This is a genomic window from Burkholderia sp. Bmkn7 (assembly GCF_041103175.1).
Classification (GTDB): domain Bacteria; phylum Pseudomonadota; class Gammaproteobacteria; order Burkholderiales; family Burkholderiaceae; genus Burkholderia; species Burkholderia cepacia.
In genome coordinates this window covers 944735-960285 of the sequence record NZ_JBGCUH010000001.1, presented here as the reverse complement: position 1 = coordinate 960285, position 15551 = coordinate 944735, and the positions used below count along the sequence as shown (strand labels likewise).

The window sequence follows — 15551 nt, the reverse complement described above, 5'->3', positions numbered from 1 at the left end:
GAGGATCAGTTGGGTTCGCCGTTGGAAGACCTCAAGCGCCACGCGGAGCAAGCGAAACAGGCACAAGTACTCGCAAGTGATCTCCTGGAAATTTCGCTCACGTTAGAGCGCAGGGAAAAATCTCGTTCCCCGCGATGCCGATGAAGACGCATTTCAAAGTCCGGCCTCTCGCAGTCAGGGGCGTAAGCGTGTTCTCTCCCGTTGCATGAGGCGATTCCGCGAGGGAACGCATGTGAGCTTGGCCAGGATCGACAACGGTGCTGGCAATATCCGCTGCGCCGTGATGGTCGTGCCCGCGCGAAGCTTGAATCACGTCGCGGCCACGAACCCCGTCATACCGCTGCGCGCAGCGGCGTCGGCCGCGAGGCGTCGTTCCGGCTCCGTCGCATGGATGCGGTCCCATGCAAGTCCCTTGGGAGTCATCGGCCGGTGCCAAAGCGGTGAAATCAGAGCGACGACCGGCGATTGGCCGACGACGGAACGTCGTATCGCGAGATCCTCGAAAGCGTGCGCCACGCGCTGGCGGTTGAGCGCGTGAAGGCGGGCAAGCTCGGCCTGCAGGAAATTGCATTCCTGCTCGGCTACGACAGTCTCGGGAATTTCCGCCGTGCACTCATCCGCTGGGAGAGCATGTCGCCGTCTGAATTTCGTTGGGCCGAACCCTGTTCGTGAAACATTGCCAGCGACGGGCCTGTCCTGGTCGGGGCCCATTGCGATGATGCGCGTTGCCTGCGGAACCGGACGGCATCTGCGCGTACGCATCGGGCTGACGGAACCCGGGATCGGTATCGTGAAGGGCAAGCAGCCGCCGCGCGCCGGCCCGTATCCGGCACCGGCGGGATCCCGCCCGTCGCGACGTCACCCGCCCGTCACCGGCGGGAAAAACGCGACCTCGCTGTCCTCCCGCACGACGAATTCACCCGTCACCATCTCGAGGTTGACGGCCGCGCGCACGGGCCGGTCCATCCGCAGCGCGTCCGCGCTGCGGGCGTCGCGCGCGGCCAGCGTGCTGCGCAGCGCGTCGACGGTGAGTTCGCGTGCGTCGATCTCGACGGTTTCCTCGTCGCGGTCGAGTTGTTCGCGAATGCTTGCGAAGTATTTGATCGTCAGTTTCATTGCGATGTCTTGAATGGAGTCGGCGGAATCGGAATACGCGCGGCGGACCGGCTCAGCCCCAGCGCCGCATCGCCTGGTCGTCGTGCGCCTTCGCCTCGACCCAGCCGGATTCGCCGTCGTGCCGGATCTCCTTCTTCCAGAACGGCGCGTGGGTCTTCAGGAAGTCCATCAGGAATTCGCACGCATCGAACGCACACGCGCGATGCGCGGCGGCCACCACGACCAGCACGACGGCCTGGCCGAGCGGGATGCGCCCGACGCGATGCACGATCTTCACCGCTTCGAGCTGCCAGCGCGCGCTGGCTTCCTCGACGATGCTCCACAGGGCCTGCTCGGTCATCGTCGGGTAGTGCTCGACCTCGAGCGCGACGACATCGTCGACATCACCTTCGTTACGCACGACCCCGAGAAAATTCACGACCGCACCGACATTCGGATTGCGAACGATCGGCGCAAGCTCCGCGCCTGCGTCGATCGGTGCGTACTGCACGCGCACTTCGAAGCCGGCGGTAATCGCGGGCGGCGGTTCGTGGTGCGGGTCGGCCGCATCGACGGGAGGCGGGTGGCCGCCGGCACGCAACGGATCGTCCGGCAGCCCGGCAGGGGATTCGGTGAAGGTCGTCATGACTGGTTCTCCATTTGGCGGCGCGTGCGGTGTCGCGCGGCGGCCCTCAGCCGCCGACGAGCGACATGCGCACGGTCGGATAGGTCTTGCCCGGCACGCGGGCCGGCCGCGCGGCCCGGCGCTCGGAATAACGATCGTCGCGGTGCGTCCAGCGATCGCGCACGGCGGCGGCGAGGTCGGCGCTCGACACCGCTTCGTCGAGCCACGGCCGCAGGTCGGTGCCTTGCGTCGCGAACAGGCACGTATAGAGTGTGCCGTCGGCCGACACGCGGGCGCGCGAACAGGTGCCGCAGAACGGATGCGACACGCTCGCGATGAAGCCGACCTCGCCTGCACCGTCGATGTGCGCGCAACGGATCGCGGTCGCATCGTGCGCCGGTTCGCCGACGAGCACGAGCGGATAGTGCGCATCGATCAGCGCGCGCATCTGCGCGGCCGGCACGACCTTGTCGCCCGACCAGAAGCTCGCGCCGCCGACATCCATGTATTCGATGAAACGCACGGCCACGCCCGTATGCCGGAAGTGCCGCACGAGCGGCAGGATCTGGCCGTCGTTCACACCGCGCTCGATCACCGCGTTGATCTTGACCGGCGCGAGCCCGGCCGCCTGCGCGGCCTCGATGCCGGCCAGCACGCGCGACACGGGCACGTCGGCGTCGCTCATCCGGCGGAACATCGCGTCGTCGAGCGCATCGAGGCTGACGGTCACGCGCGACAGGCCCGCGTCGCGCAGCGAACGCGCCTTCGCGGCCAGCAGCGAGCCATTGGTCGTCAGCGCGATTTCGACGGGCTTGCCGTCGACGGTCGTCAGCGCGGCGAGGCGTTCGATCAGCGCTTCGAGGTTACGGCGCAGCAGCGGCTCGCCGCCCGTGATGCGGATTTTTTCGACGCCGAGCGACGTGAACGCGCGGGCGATCTTTTCCAGTTGCGTGAACGACAGCCGCTCGGACGACGGCATGAACGCATAGTCGGCGCCGAAGCTCTCGCGCGGCATGCAGTAGCCGCAGCGGAAATTGCACTGGTCGATGACGGACAGGCGCAGGTCGCGCAGCGGGCGGCCGAGCGTGTCGGTCGGGCGGGGGAAGGCGCCGGGCGATGCGCCGCCGGAAGCTGCGGCGGCGGCCGGCGCGGCGGAAACGATGGCATTCACAATCGGTTCGTCGGCCTGCATGAAGTAAGCGAAGGGGCGGCGCCGGTCGGCCGTGCGCATGCCGAAATGGCGGCGCACGGCGCGTGACGAGCCTCATCGTGAGGATAGTCCGCCGGGTTTTTCCGGCAGGGACACAATCGCGCCCGAATTGCAGGAATACAGTTCGCGGCGCGGGACGCGCGATGCATGCGCGGCAGCGGCAGCGGGCGCGAGTCGGGCGTCGCGCTCATGCGAGCCACGGCGCGAATTCGTAATACGGTACCGCGTCGCCGTTCGCGATGCGTCGCCCGGCGGGCAGCCGGGCCAGCCCGCTCGCCTGCACGAGCGACTGCAGCGTGCCGGCGCCTTGCTGGCGCAGCGTATCGAGGACGGGCATGCCGTCGAGGCCGACCGTGCAGTGCACGCGCACGAAGCGCTCGCGCTGCGCGTCCGGTTCGAAGTCGCCGTCGATCGGCAGCGACGGCACGGTCGGCAGGCGTGCGGCGCGCCCCTGCAGGCGGCGGATCAGCGGCGCGACGAACAGCGCGAACGCGGTCATCGCCGCGCCGGGGTTGCCGGGCAGCAGCACCACCGGCCGCGTGTCGAGCCGCGCGAGTGCAACCGGCTTGCCCGGCTTCATGCGCACGCCGGCGACGATGAACGATGCGCCGAGCGCGTCGAGCGTGGGGCGCAGCAGATCCTTGTCGCCGACCGACGCGCCGCCGACGCAGATCACCAGGTCGCAGCCCGCGTGCAGATCGCGTAGCGCGCGATCGACGGCGGGTGCGGTATCGGCGGCATGCAGGCTCATCGCGACCTCGGCGCCGGTGCCCGAGACCAGCGCGCCGAGCATCGGCGCATTGCTGTTGTAAATCTGTTGCGGCGCACGCGGCTCGCCGCACGCGACGAGTTCGTCGCCGGTCGTCAGGATGCCGACGCGCAGCGCCGGACGCACGTCGATACGCGAGAACCCTTGCGCGGCGGCCACGCCGACATGCATCGCACTCATGCGCACGCCGGCCGGCACGAGGAGGTCACCGGCGCGCACTTCCTCGCCCCGGCGGCGGATGTGCGAACCGCTGCGCTGCGGCGCGTCGAATGCGACCCGGCCGTCCTGCTCGTGCGCATGCTCCTGCATCACGACGGTGTCCGCGCCGGGCGGAATCAGGCTGCCGGTGAAGAGGCGCGCGGCCGTGCGCGGGGCCAGCGGCGCCGGCATGTCGCCCGCATAACAGCGCTGCGCGACGTGCAGCGGCTCACCGAGTGCGAGATCCGCGTGACGCACGGCGTAGCCGTCCATCGCGCTCTGGTCGGCCGGCGGCTGGTCGAGCACGGCGGCGAGCGGCGCGGCCAGCACGTGGCCTGCCGCTTCGGCGACCGGGACGGACAGGGTGGCCCCGAGCGGCGCGAACGCGCTCGCGAAATGCTGCTGCGCGGTATCGAAATCGGTCAGTGGTTTCATCAGGAGAAGTCCGGGTGTGCTTGTGCAAGCGCCGGTTGGTCGGGGTGAACGGCGTCGGGCGACACGTACTCGACGAAGCCGTCGTTGCGGCAGAAGCCGAGCAGCCGCACGCCGGCTTCGCGGGCGACGTCGATCGCGAGCGACGTCGGCGCCGAGATCGTCGCGATCATCGGGATGCCGACCCGCGCGGCCTTGCGCACCAGTTCGTAGCTCGCGCGGCTCGACAGGAACACGAAGCCGTCGTGCAGGTCGGCGCGGCGCCGCGCGAGCCGGCCGATCAGCTTGTCGAGCGCGTTGTGGCGGCCGACGTCCTCGAACACGTCGAGCACGGCGCCGTCCCGGTCGCACCAGGCAGCCGCGTGGATGCCGCCGGTCTCGCGCATCAGCGTCTGGCGGGCCGGCAGCGTGCGTGCGGCGCGTGCGATCGCGTTGGCGCCGATGCCGGCGGCCGCACCGGCGGCGGCGATGCGCGGCGGGTGCAGGTCGAGCTGCGCGATGCTTTCGATCCCGCAGACACCGCAGCCGGTGCGGCCGGCCAGCGCGCGTCGGTGCGCCTTCAGTGCCATGAACGCCTGCTGCGACACGGTCAGGCGCACTTCGGCGCTGCCGGGCCGGCATTCGCTCTCGATGTCGAACACGTCCGACGCACGCTCGACGATGCCTTCGCTGAGCACGAAGCCGAGGCCGAACGCGTCGAGGTCGATCGGGGTCGCCATCATGACCGTGTGCGCAATACCGTTGACCACGAGTGCAACCGGCGTTTCGTCGACGACGCGATCGACGGTGTCGCGCACTTCGCCGGCACGGTGACGTGTCACATGACACGCGGTGCTGCCGGTCGGCTCGTCGCGGCGGATGCAGGACTCCATGCGGTTTCTCCAGGCGGATCGGCCGGCGGGCCGGCCGGGTCGGGCGCGTGCGCCGGACCAGGGGAATCGGGGCTGCCGGGCGGGCGCGGCCGAGAGGCGCGCCGTGGCCGCGGGCAGGCGTTGCATCGGATGTTAACGGGGATGAACAGTGCGCCCGATGTACAGCGCCGCAGTGCGGAAAGCAGTACAGCTGAACGTCCCGCCGGCGCGAAATGTGTTTTCCGTACACACATCTTCGGCAACGGAAGCAGCACAGTTTCAGCGCACGTTCGAACGATTGCGAGTATCGTTGCAAACGCGATATCGTCATTCACGCTCCGACGCCATGCGAGTGACCGTTTTGTGTTCGCATGTGTCTTCGGCAAGCCGTCGCGCGATTTCCTGCTTCGGGCGGACGTCCTCACAAACACGAGCAAATTACGGTCATGGAAATCTTCGATGCGTTCCATCTCGCACGATTGCAATTCGCATTCACGGTGTCGTTCCACATCGTGTTTCCCGCGATCAGCATCGGTATGGCGAGCTTCCTGGCGGTGCTGGAATGGCGCTATCTCGTCACCGGCGACGCCGCCTACAAATCCATGTTCCAGTTCTGGTCGAAGATCTTCGCGATCGGCTTCGGGATGGGCGTGGTCTCCGGCGTCGTGATGGCGTACGAATTCGGCACGAACTGGGCCGGCTTCTCGCGCGTCGCGGGCAACATCACGGGCCCGCTGCTCACCTATGAAGTGCTGACGGCGTTCTTCCTCGAAGCCGGCTTCCTCGGCGTGATGCTGTTCGGCTGGCAGCGCGTGAGCCCGCGCGCCCACTTCTTCGCGACGCTGATGGTCGCGGTCGGCACGCTGATCTCGACGTTCTGGATCCTCGCGTCGAACAGCTTCATGCAGACGCCGCAGGGCTACAAGATCGAGAACGGCCTCGTCGTGCCGGTCGACTGGTTCAAGGTCGTGTTCAACCCGTCGTTCCCTTACCGTCTCGTGCACATGACGATCGCGGCGTTCATCGTCGCGGGCTTCATCGTCGCCGCGTGCGGTGCGTGGCACCTGCTGAAGGGGCGCCGCGACGAGCCGGTGAAGCGCAGCTTCTCGATGGCGCTGTGGATGCTGCTGGTGCTCGCGCCGATCCAGATCGTCGTCGGCGACGCGCACGGGCTGAACACGCGCGAATACCAGCCGGCCAAGATCGCGGCGATCGAAGGGCTGTGGGAAACCGAGAAGGGCGGCACGGCGCTGAACCTCGTCGGGCTGCCCGACATGCAGGCCGAAACCACGCGCTATGCGATCCAGGTGCCGCACCTCGGCAGCCTGATCCTCACGCACAGCTGGGACGGCGAGATTCGCGGGCTGAAGGAATTCCCGCCGCAGGACCGCCCGTACTCGCCGATCATCTTCTGGACGTTCCGGATCATGGCCGGCCTCGGGATGCTGATGCTGCTCACCGCGCTGCTCGGGTTGCTGCTGAGAAAGGGCGGGCGCCTCTATGAAACGCGCTGGTTCCAGTGGTTCGTGGTCTGCATGGGGCCTTCGGGCATCGTCGCGCTGCTGGCCGGCTGGATCACGACCGAGGTCGGGCGGCAGCCGTGGACCGTGTACGGCGTGCTGCGCACCGTCGATTCCGTCTCTCCGCTCAACGCTCAGCAGGTCGGCGTGTCGCTGCTGGTCTTCGTGGTCGTGTACTTCCTGGTATTCGGAACAGGTATCTACTACATGATGAAACTGATGAAGCGCGGGCCGGCTGCCCAGGCCGGATATATCGAGCTGCACCGGCATCCGGGGCTGCGCAAGAGCGCACTGTCCACGCCGCTGAACGTGACCGAAGCGGAGTAAGCCATGCAAATCGATCTTCCTGTCGTGTGGGCCGCGATCATCGGCCTCGGTGTATTCATCTACGTGATGCTGGACGGCTTCGATCTCGGCATCGGCCTGCTGTTTCCGTTCTTCGATGCGAAGGCCGAGCGCCAGGTGATGCTCGACACCGTCGCGCCGGTGTGGGACGGCAACGAGACGTTCCTGGTGCTCGGCGGCGCGGGGCTCTACGGCGCATTCCCGGTCGTCTATTCGACGCTGCTGCCCGCGAACTACCTGCCGCTCGTCCTGATGCTGGTCGGGCTGATCTTTCGCGGCGCGGCGTTCGAGCTGCGCGCGAAGGCCACCCGCACGCAACACATGTGGGATCTCGCGTTCATCGGCGGCTCCGCGCTCGCGGCGTTCTGCCAGGGGATCGTGCTCGGTTCGCTGCTGCAGGGGATCAAGATCGTGAACAACCAGTTCGCGGGCGGCCCGTTCGACTGGCTGTCGCCGTTCAGCCTGATGTGCGGGATCGGCGTGCTCGTCACGTATGCGACGCTCGGCTGCGGCTGGCTGATCCTGAAGGTCGACGGCGAGTTGCAGCGCAAGATGCGGCTGCTGATGAAGCCGCTCGCGGGCGTGCTGCTCGCCGTGATGGGTGTGGTCAGCCTGTGGACCGTGATCGGGCTGCCGGCCGTCGCGCACCGCTGGTTCGGCAGCGGCAACCTGGGCTGGTTCCTGCCGGTGCCGATCCTCGTCGTTGCATGCGTGTGGGGCATCTTCCACTCGGTGAAGCGCGCGCACGAGGCCACGCCGTTCCTGCTGACGCTCGCGCTCGTGTTCCTCGGCTACACGGGGCTCGTGATCAGCATCTGGCCGAACATCGTGCCCCCGTCGCTGTCGATCTGGGATGCATCGTCGAGCCATTCGAGCCAGAAGTTCGCGCTGATCGGCACCGTGATCGTGCTGCCGATCATCCTCGTGTACAACGCGATGCAGTACCGCGTGTTCCGCGGCAAGGTGCGCGAGGGCGACGTCGGTTATCACTGAGCGCCGCATGATGTGACGGGCGCGGCGCGCGCGGGCGTATCATCTCGCGCAGCACGGCGCCCGGCCCGGCATCCACCCGACAGCGGCCCGCCACGCGCGGGCCGCTGCGCATCGGGCGCCGGCGTGCCGTATCGCGTATTTCCCTGGCAGTCGAGAAAACACCATGATCGTCCGACCACGACAAAACTGGCTCAGGATGCTGTTCGTCTGGAACGGCTCCGTGCTGCAATCGATCATTCCGCAGCTCGTGTTCATGGCGATCGTCAGCACGCTGGCGGTCTTCACGAACGGGCGCATCTTCGGCGAGAAGATTCCCCTCAATACCGCGCCGTTCACGCTGTTCGGGCTGGCGCTCGCGATCTTCCTCGCGTTTCGCAACAACGCGAGCTTCGAGCGGTTCAAGGAGGCGCGGCATCTGTGGGGCAACCTGCTGATCGCGGCGCGCGCGCTGACGTCGCAACTGAATCGCTACCTGCCCGACAGCGTCGGCGACGCCGAGCGCGACCGGCTTGCCGACCTGCTGATCGCGTTCACCTATGCGCTGAAGCATCAGCTGCGTCATACCGATCCGACACAGGACCTGCAGCGGATCCTCGGCGCGGAACGCACCGCCGCGCTCGCGGGCAAGTGTTTCAAGCCCGTGGCGATCCTCGACGAGTTGCGCGGCAGCATCGTCCGCGCGCTGGGCCGCGCGCCCGGCAGCGACGCGATCTGCTGGATGTTCGAGGCGCAACTCGACGAGCTCGGCAAATCGGTCGGCGGTTGCGAGCGCATCCTGTCGACGCCGATCCCGTTCTCGTACAGCGTGCTGCTGCATCGCACCGTGTATGCGTATTGCGTGCTGCTGCCGTTCGGCCTCGTCGATTCGACGGAATTCTTCACGCCGCTGATCTGCGTGTTCATCGCATATACGCTGATCGCGCTCGAGGCGATCGCGAACGAGGTGGCCGAGCCGTTCGGCCTCGCGCCGAACGCGCTGGCGCTCGATGCGATGGCACGCACGATCGAACGGTCGGTGCTCGAACTGGGCGATCGCCCGCTGCCGGAGGAATTCGTGCCGGCGTCGACGTATCAGATCACGTAGGTGAGTGCGCGGAAGGGGCGGGTCGCGTCGGGCGCTAGAATGGCGCTGGCCTGTTCTTTGGACCTGACGCAATGACCCTCGTCGACACCTATCTCGCCGGCCTGCGTGCCGTGCTGCCCGACACCGACAACGCGGCGCTCGCCGCCGCCACGGGCGCGACGCCCGCGCAGCTCGACGCGCTGCGTGCCGCGTATCCGCAGTGCCCGGCCAGCCTGCTCGAACTGCTCGGCAAGCTCGACGGCACCTACTGGCGCGACTACGGCGGCACGACGATCAACGTGCTGGTGCTGGGCTCCGACGTTCACGAATACCCGTATTACCTGCTGTCGGCCGCGCAGATGCTCGAGGAAGGGGCGAAGTACCGCGACAGCATCGCCGAGATCTACGGCGACGACGCGAACGACGACGGCGAACTCGTCGACCCGCGCATCGACATCGCGCTGCCGATGGGCCGGCGGCTGTGCTTCTCGCATTGCATGAACAACGGCGGCACGTCGCAGCTCTACATCGACTTCGAGCCGGCGGCGGGCGGCAAGATCGGGCAGGTCGTGCGCTTCCTGCACGATCCCGACAGCTACGCGGTGATCGCCGACGACTTCGACGGTTACCTGCGCCAGCTGATCGACGGCGGTTATGCGTTTGTCATCGATTTCGACGAAGAATAGCGGCGGCGACGGCTGCTATTTCAGAGAGGTTGAAATGCGAATCTACGTGACGAGTATTTTTGTCGACGACCAGGACAAGGCGTTGACGTTCTATACCGACAAGCTCGGTTTCAAGCTGAAGAACAACGTGCCCGTGGGCGAGTACCGCTGGCTGACCGTGGTGTCGAAGGACCAGCCGGACGGCACCGAGCTGCTGCTCGAGCCGAGCAACCATCGCGCGGTCGGGCCTTACAAGCAGGCGCTGTACGAGGACGGCATTCCGGCGGCATCGTTCCAGGTCGACGATCTCGATGCGGAATTCGCGCGGCTCAGGGATCTCGACGTTCATTTCACGCTGGAGCCGATGGACGCGGGGCCCGTGCGCGTCGCGGTTCTCGACGATACCTGCGGGAACCTGATTCAACTGATGCAGATGAAGTGACGCCGCGCCGCTCGAGGTTGATCTACACGATGTTGTCCAGTGCCTTGACGTCGGCAATTCGAGGGTCGGTGATCCAGAGCGCATCGATCATCTGAAACACCAACGGGGCCAGCGGCGTACCGATGACCTGCTCCCGGGCAAGCGCGAATTCAATCAAGTCGGAAATATCGACACCCCGTTCCGCGGCGTTCACGACGGAGACAGGACCGCCTCCCTCGCGCGGAATATAGATCAATGAAACCAGAACGCGGTCGGCAGGCCCGGCGCTTTCCCCCCAGTCGCCCAACGCGAGGTCGATGATCGGTGGATGGTCCGGCCTTCCGGGTGCCCATTGGACGAAGTAGACGCCAACCACTGAATCGTCTTGGTGCAGTTCGCCAGTGAGTCTCCTCGTCTCGCTACCAAAACACGCACAATTGAAAGTGGATTCTTCCCACGGGTACGCGTGTATCGATTCGTCGGCTGACATTGGGCGGAGTCCCGAAAGTAGTTGCAGGTCGAAGGCGGCGGTTCCTGCGGGGATTCGCGCGGTTCTCCTATCCAGGACCAGGCTCGCGGACAGGAGAACCGCCGAAATGAAGCCTATCAAGAAACCGGGTCACCGACCTCGAAGTGCTCGACCAATGTGCTCGGAAGGACGTCGTCCGTGGATCGCATGCGAAACGATAGCGGGGTGCGCGGGCGCGGCATCGGCGGAGTGGACCAGGGGACGGCCCGCTACCGTCATGAACGACATCACGCGTGACAGCGTCGCGTGTGCAGGTATTGCCCACGAGCGGCAGCGTGGCTTCGGCGCGAATTGTCGCGCTCATGTAGACTCGTGTGCCCTTCAACGGAGTAGATGCAATGCAACTGCTTGATCACGTGTCAATCAGCGTGCCGGATATCGAACTGGCGCGCCCGTTCTACGATGCCATCATGGCCGCGCTGGGCGCGGCCAGGGTCTATGACCGGGGCACCGCACTCGGCTACGGCGAACGCTGCAATGCGAACGACACCGCATCGACCTTTCTCGCGATCTACCTGGATCCCGCCGAAATCGGCGTGAGCAAGCGGCACTGGTGCTTCAAGGCCGCGAGCCGCGCGCAGGTGGACGCGTTTTTCGAGGCCGGCCTCGCGACGGGTGGGCGGTCCGACGGTGAGCCCGGCTTGCGGCCGCATTATCACGGCGACTACTACGGGGCGTTTCTCGTCGACCCGGCCGGCAACCGGGTCGAGGCGGTGTGCCACGCGTCCGTGCCGGCGCACGCATCGTGACGAGAGGCGGTTGCAGCGACGCACGCACGCGCACGTGATGCGGTAATCACCACGCGCCGGCCCGATACTGTCCGGCGCGCGGCGCGCGTTTATGCACGCGCTGCCTGCGCCGCTCAATCGAAGTAGTTCAACCCCATCGCCCCCTTCACCTCCGCGAGCGTCGCGCCGGCCACGTCGCGCGCGTGCATCGTGCCGCGCTTCAGGATCGCCATCACCTCGGCCTTGTCGGCCTCGAATTCGCGGCGGCGCGCGCGGATCGGCTCGATCAGCGCCTGCAGCCGCTCGTTCAGCACGCGCTTGACGACGCTGTCGCCGAGCCCGCCGCGACGGTAGTGCGCCTTCAACTCGTCGACCTTCTGCACGTCGGGCTCGAACGCATCGAGGAACGTGAACACGACATTGCCCTCGACCTGGCCGGGATCGCTCACGCGCAGGTGGTTCGGGTCGGTGTACATGTCCTTCACGGCCTGCGTGATCTCGTCCGGCGTCGAGCCGAGCGTGATCGCGTTGCCGAGCGACTTGCTCATCTTCGCCTTGCCGTCGATCCCCGGCAGCCGCGTGACCGCCGACAGCACGGCCTCGCATTCGACCAGCACGGTCTGGTCGACCGTCGCGTTGAAGCGGCGCACGAGTTCGTTGGTCTGCTCGATCATCGGCAGCTGGTCGTCGCCGACCGGCACGTGCGTCGCCTTGAACGCGGTGATGTCGGCCGCCTGGCTCACCGGGTAGGTCAGGAAGCCGGCCGGGATGTCGCGCTCGAAACCGCGCAGGCGGATCTCTTCCTTGATGGTCGGGTTGCGTTCGAGGCGCGCGACCGTGACGAGGTTGAGCAGGTATTGCGACAACTCGGCGAGTTCGGGCACCTGCGACTGCACGACGATCGTCGAGATTGCCGGATCGATGCCGACGGCGAGATAGTCGAGCGCGACTTCGATCACGTTCTCGGTGACGCGCTGGCGGCGGCCCATGTTGTCGGTCAGCGCCTGCGTGTCGGCGAGCAGCAGGAACTGCTTCGCTTCGTGCTGCATCTGCACGCGCGCGCGCAGCGAGCCGATGTAGTGGCCGAGGTGCAGCGGGCCGGTCGTGCGGTCGCCGGTGAGGATGGTCGGTCGGGTCGGGTGGGTCATGTTGATCGTTGCTCCGGGTTATCGAAGCCGCCAGCCATGACGTCTGCGCAGAAACGCAAATGCCGCCATGGCTGGCGGCATCACGTTTGGGACATGCAAAAGGAAACGGGCCGCCTGGGTCAGGCGCGCCACCAGCAATGCACGTTCGGCGAGGCGGGTCGGGTTTCCATTGCGCGAGTATAGCGTAGTGCGGGGACGGACGTGCCGTGTCAGCGGATGACGGACTCCATCGCAAGGTAGGCGGTTTCGGCCGACGGCCACAGCAGGTACAGCAGGCCGGCCATCAACAGCAGCGCGCCGGCGCGTACCAGCGGCGTGCGGTCTTTCTCGCGCGGGAGGCGGGTGGGCGGCTTCGAGTTCTTCATGCTTGCTGGCGCGCGAGGCGCCACTCCAACGGTTGCTGCAACGGGTCGGGTGAGGCGACGCCGGGGTGTTGCGGGGTTCGACGGGGGCTGGGGTGCGGCCGGGCACCGTGCCCGAGCGGGCCGGCGGGGTTGGCCGCTGGCGGGCATAAAAAGGGACGGTTGAACGCCCTTTGGCTGCCATCCATGCCGACGCGACCGGCATCCTACCAGTTCGGCGGCGTGGACACAGTCAAGAATTGTCGGGGGCAGGGCCGCAGGGGGCAGGGGGGGCGCGTCGAATGGCCGTGACGCTACCGGCTCGGGATGGGGTCATCCAGATGCCGCGATGCAACCTTGCCCGTTCTCCGCGAGCTTTCAGTCGCATGCGTGGCAACTGACAACCGTAAGGTGCCCGCCGATCGATGGTATTCGTCAACATCGACACGCACCTGTGATTATCCCGAGCCTGTTTATTACTATCGCGTCGTAAATTGGTGCGATTATTTCGGAAAATTAAATGGGCCAATCATCACTTTCGCCTCCGGATTTTTTTGAGAATCCATGACACCTTGTCCTTGCTAAAACCAATTCCATCTGCTTTATTTACTCATACCAAATCAGGATAAAACGCTAACGGGGTATCACGGTCACTTTGTCGGGTATTGGTGCCTGACGAAGTGACATCGATTCACTACAGCATCCCTACGATCTGAAGGCGGAGCCCCTTTCCCGAGGGCGTGCTACGCCTGTTGCGCGTGTCCGCGCCCATGGAGGCGATCAGGTGACCACGCGGGCCCGCCCATGGCCCGCCGATTAATGCTTTCAAAATGCCACACGCTATTTGAATAAAACGAATTCGATTGAGCGCGAGTTTAAATGTTTTATTAACTACCTGCTTACGTTCAAAACCTGGCGGCCAAACCCTAATGCCACCCACGAAGGAGGCTGGATATATCATGAATAACGCATCTGGAGTCAGAGTTCGCCCGTCGATCGAATCGTTGCAAGTCGAATATCGGAAAGGCAACAAAAAGCCGCTGGAAGACCTGATGCGCGCGTGGAAAGGGATCAAGGCATTGCCGCCCGACGATCCGAACTCGTTCTTCATGATCGGCGGCTTCCACGGCGAGCCGTTCCGCGGCGCCGGCTGGGGCTCGGCGTCTTACTGGGGCGGTTATTGCAACCACGGAAACGTGCTGTTCCCCACCTGGCACCGTGCGTACCTGCTGCGGCTGGAACAGGCGCTGCAGAGCATCCCCGGATGCGAGCAGGTGATGCTGCCGTTCTGGGACGAAACCAGCGAAGAGTCGCTGACGAAAGGCATCCCGTGGGCACTGACCGACCCGGATTTCGAGCTCGACGGCGAAAAGATTCCGAATCCGCTGGCCTCCTTCACGTTCAACCGGGCGATCACCGACAACATCAACGGCGACGATCCGAACTACAGCAAGCCGCTGCCGTACGTCACGGTTCGCTACCCGCTGTCGGGGCTCGTGGGTACCGACAAGGACCGGGCCGCGACCGAGAAGCACAACGCCCGGTTCAAGGATGCCAAGGAGAACGTGGTGTTGCTGAACCGGAACATCGTGGACTGGCTCACGTCCTACATCGTCGTGAAGGGCAACGTGGTGCCGACCAACGTGAAGCGCAAGTTCGAGCAGTGCCTGGACGCGCCGAACTACACGGTGTTTTCCAACACGACGTCCGCGGCCCAGTGGAACGAGAATCTGCCGGAAGGCGCGATTCCCGTCGTCCCGCTCGAGTCGCCGCACAACAAGATTCACCTGGCGGTCGGCGGGTTCGACGTGCCGCACGGCCCGAACAAGGGCGACTTCTCGCCGATTCCGGGCGCCAACGGCGACATGGGCGAAAACGACACGGCGGGCCTCGACCCGATCTTCTATTTCCATCACTGCTTCATCGATCGCGTGTTCTGGCTGTGGCAGAAGCGGCACGGCTTCACGCAGCACCTCGACGTCATCGCCGAGTATCCGGGCACCAACTCGGTCGACGCGCAGGGGCCGACGCCGGGCACGGTGCCCAACTCGTGGCTCACGCTCTCGTCGCCGCTCGATCCGTTCAAGAAGAGCGAGAACGGCAAGGAGCGCGCCTATACGTCGCTCGACTGCATCAACATCGAGGAGCAACTCGGCTACACGTACGGCCCCGGTTCGCTGGAAGACCTGCCGAAGCTCTCGCTGGCGGCGACGACCGTACCGGCCGGCAACAGCAGCAAGGTCGTGCGCGTGTCCGGGCTGAATCGTGCGCCGATCGCGGGGTCGTTCCTGGTCTCCGCGTACGTCAACGTGGACGGCGAGCGGCACCTGCTCGGCACGGAGGCCGTGCTGAGCCGCTGGAGCGTGCAGTACTGCGCGAACTGCCAGACGCACCTCGAAGTGAAGGCGTTCTTTCCGCTGGACCAGTTCTCGGTGAGTGCGGTGGAGGGGGCCCTGTACGACGTCGAGATCCATACGCGCGAAGGCGTACGCCTGCAGACGCAACCGGCTTCGCCGCCCGCTTCGCAAGCCGTCGCCGGTGCGGCTCCGCAGGCCGCGCCGAAACTGTTCCGGCTCGAGGTCCGGTAACGACGGCGCGTGACGAACCGGCGCCATCGC

The 15551-nt window shown here is 66.0% G+C and carries 16 protein-coding genes; 8 read left to right on the top strand and 8 right to left on the bottom strand.

All coding sequences use genetic code 11. The annotated features are described in order from the left end of the window. The first annotated feature begins 465 nt into the window (after window positions 1-465). Window positions 466-672, top strand: a complete 207-nt coding sequence (locus AB3K92_RS04275) for a helix-turn-helix domain-containing protein (protein WP_059862694.1) — start codon at window positions 466-468, stop codon at window positions 670-672. A 186-nt stretch (window positions 673-858) separates the two neighbouring features. Here AB3K92_RS04275 and moaD read toward each other — a convergent pair whose 3' ends face one another. From moaD to fdhD, 5 genes are all read right to left on the bottom strand, one after another. Then, window positions 859-1116: a molybdopterin converting factor subunit 1 gene (moaD, locus tag AB3K92_RS04270; RefSeq protein ID WP_059623811.1), complete on the bottom strand. Its 258-nt coding sequence runs from the start codon at window positions 1114-1116 to the stop codon at window positions 859-861. 52 nt (window positions 1117-1168) lie between these two features. After that, window positions 1169-1741, bottom strand: a complete 573-nt coding sequence (locus AB3K92_RS04265; RefSeq protein WP_021157914.1) for a molybdenum cofactor biosynthesis protein MoaE — start codon at window positions 1739-1741, stop codon at window positions 1169-1171. Window positions 1742-1787: 46 nt separating this feature from the next. Continuing rightward, window positions 1788-2912, bottom strand: coding sequence for a GTP 3',8-cyclase MoaA (moaA, locus tag AB3K92_RS04260; RefSeq protein WP_369464503.1), 1125 nt, complete (start codon window positions 2910-2912; stop codon window positions 1788-1790). Window positions 2913-3117: 205 nt separating this feature from the next. Then, window positions 3118-4332, bottom strand: a complete 1215-nt coding sequence (glp, locus tag AB3K92_RS04255) for a gephyrin-like molybdotransferase Glp (protein ID WP_369464502.1) — start codon at window positions 4330-4332, stop codon at window positions 3118-3120. Next, window positions 4332-5201 (bottom strand): formate dehydrogenase accessory sulfurtransferase FdhD, encoded by an 870-nt coding sequence (gene fdhD / locus AB3K92_RS04250; RefSeq protein WP_369464501.1) that lies wholly within the window; start codon window positions 5199-5201, stop codon window positions 4332-4334. Before fdhD ends, glp begins: the two co-directional genes overlap by 1 nt. Window positions 5202-5626: 425 nt before the next feature. Between fdhD and AB3K92_RS04245 the strand changes: the two genes are divergently transcribed. From AB3K92_RS04245 to AB3K92_RS04225, 5 genes are all read left to right on the top strand, one after another. Then, a complete protein-coding gene (locus AB3K92_RS04245; RefSeq protein ID WP_021157919.1) occupies window positions 5627-7027 on the top strand; it encodes a cytochrome ubiquinol oxidase subunit I in 1401 nt (466 codons plus the stop codon). A 3-nt stretch (window positions 7028-7030) separates the two neighbouring features. After that, the gene (gene cydB / locus AB3K92_RS04240; RefSeq protein ID WP_021157920.1) at window positions 7031-8038 is read left to right on the top strand and encodes a cytochrome d ubiquinol oxidase subunit II; all 1008 of its coding nucleotides are present in this window, start codon (window positions 7031-7033) and stop codon (window positions 8036-8038) included. A 163-nt stretch (window positions 8039-8201) separates the two neighbouring features. Beyond that, on the top strand, window positions 8202-9122 hold the full coding sequence (locus tag AB3K92_RS04235; RefSeq protein WP_369464500.1) for a bestrophin family protein: 921 nt from the start codon (window positions 8202-8204) through the stop codon (window positions 9120-9122). A 71-nt stretch (window positions 9123-9193) separates the two neighbouring features. Then, window positions 9194-9787 (top strand): SMI1/KNR4 family protein, encoded by a 594-nt coding sequence (locus AB3K92_RS04230; RefSeq protein ID WP_369464499.1) that lies wholly within the window; start codon window positions 9194-9196, stop codon window positions 9785-9787. Window positions 9788-9821: 34 nt separating this feature from the next. Next, window positions 9822-10208, top strand: coding sequence for a VOC family protein (locus AB3K92_RS04225; protein WP_059862689.1), 387 nt, complete (start codon window positions 9822-9824; stop codon window positions 10206-10208). Window positions 10209-10230: 22 nt separating this feature from the next. Here AB3K92_RS04225 and AB3K92_RS04220 read toward each other — a convergent pair whose 3' ends face one another. Then, a complete protein-coding gene (locus AB3K92_RS04220) occupies window positions 10231-10677 on the bottom strand; it encodes a hypothetical protein (RefSeq protein ID WP_369464498.1) in 447 nt (148 codons plus the stop codon). Between the two features lie 377 nt (window positions 10678-11054). Between AB3K92_RS04220 and AB3K92_RS04215 the strand changes: the two genes are divergently transcribed. Further along, entirely contained in the window at window positions 11055-11465 is a 411-nt protein-coding gene (locus AB3K92_RS04215) for a VOC family protein (protein WP_059853476.1), read from the top strand. A 113-nt stretch (window positions 11466-11578) separates the two neighbouring features. Here the strand turns inward: AB3K92_RS04215 and trpS are convergent, their stop codons facing one another. Together trpS and AB3K92_RS04205 are read right to left on the bottom strand one after the other, a co-directional pair. After that, window positions 11579-12592, bottom strand: a complete 1014-nt coding sequence (gene trpS / locus AB3K92_RS04210; protein ID WP_369464497.1) for a tryptophan--tRNA ligase — start codon at window positions 12590-12592, stop codon at window positions 11579-11581. A gap of 209 nt (window positions 12593-12801) precedes the next feature. Then, on the bottom strand, window positions 12802-12957 hold the full coding sequence (locus tag AB3K92_RS04205) for a hypothetical protein (protein WP_021157927.1): 156 nt from the start codon (window positions 12955-12957) through the stop codon (window positions 12802-12804). Between the two features lie 935 nt (window positions 12958-13892). On the opposite strand from AB3K92_RS04205, the gene AB3K92_RS04200 reads away from it, so the two are divergent. Continuing rightward, window positions 13893-15521 carry a tyrosinase family protein gene (locus tag AB3K92_RS04200; protein WP_369464496.1) on the top strand — a complete coding sequence of 543 codons (1629 nt, stop codon included), beginning with the start codon at window positions 13893-13895 and terminating at the stop codon, window positions 15519-15521. Window positions 15522-15551 lie beyond the last annotated feature (30 nt).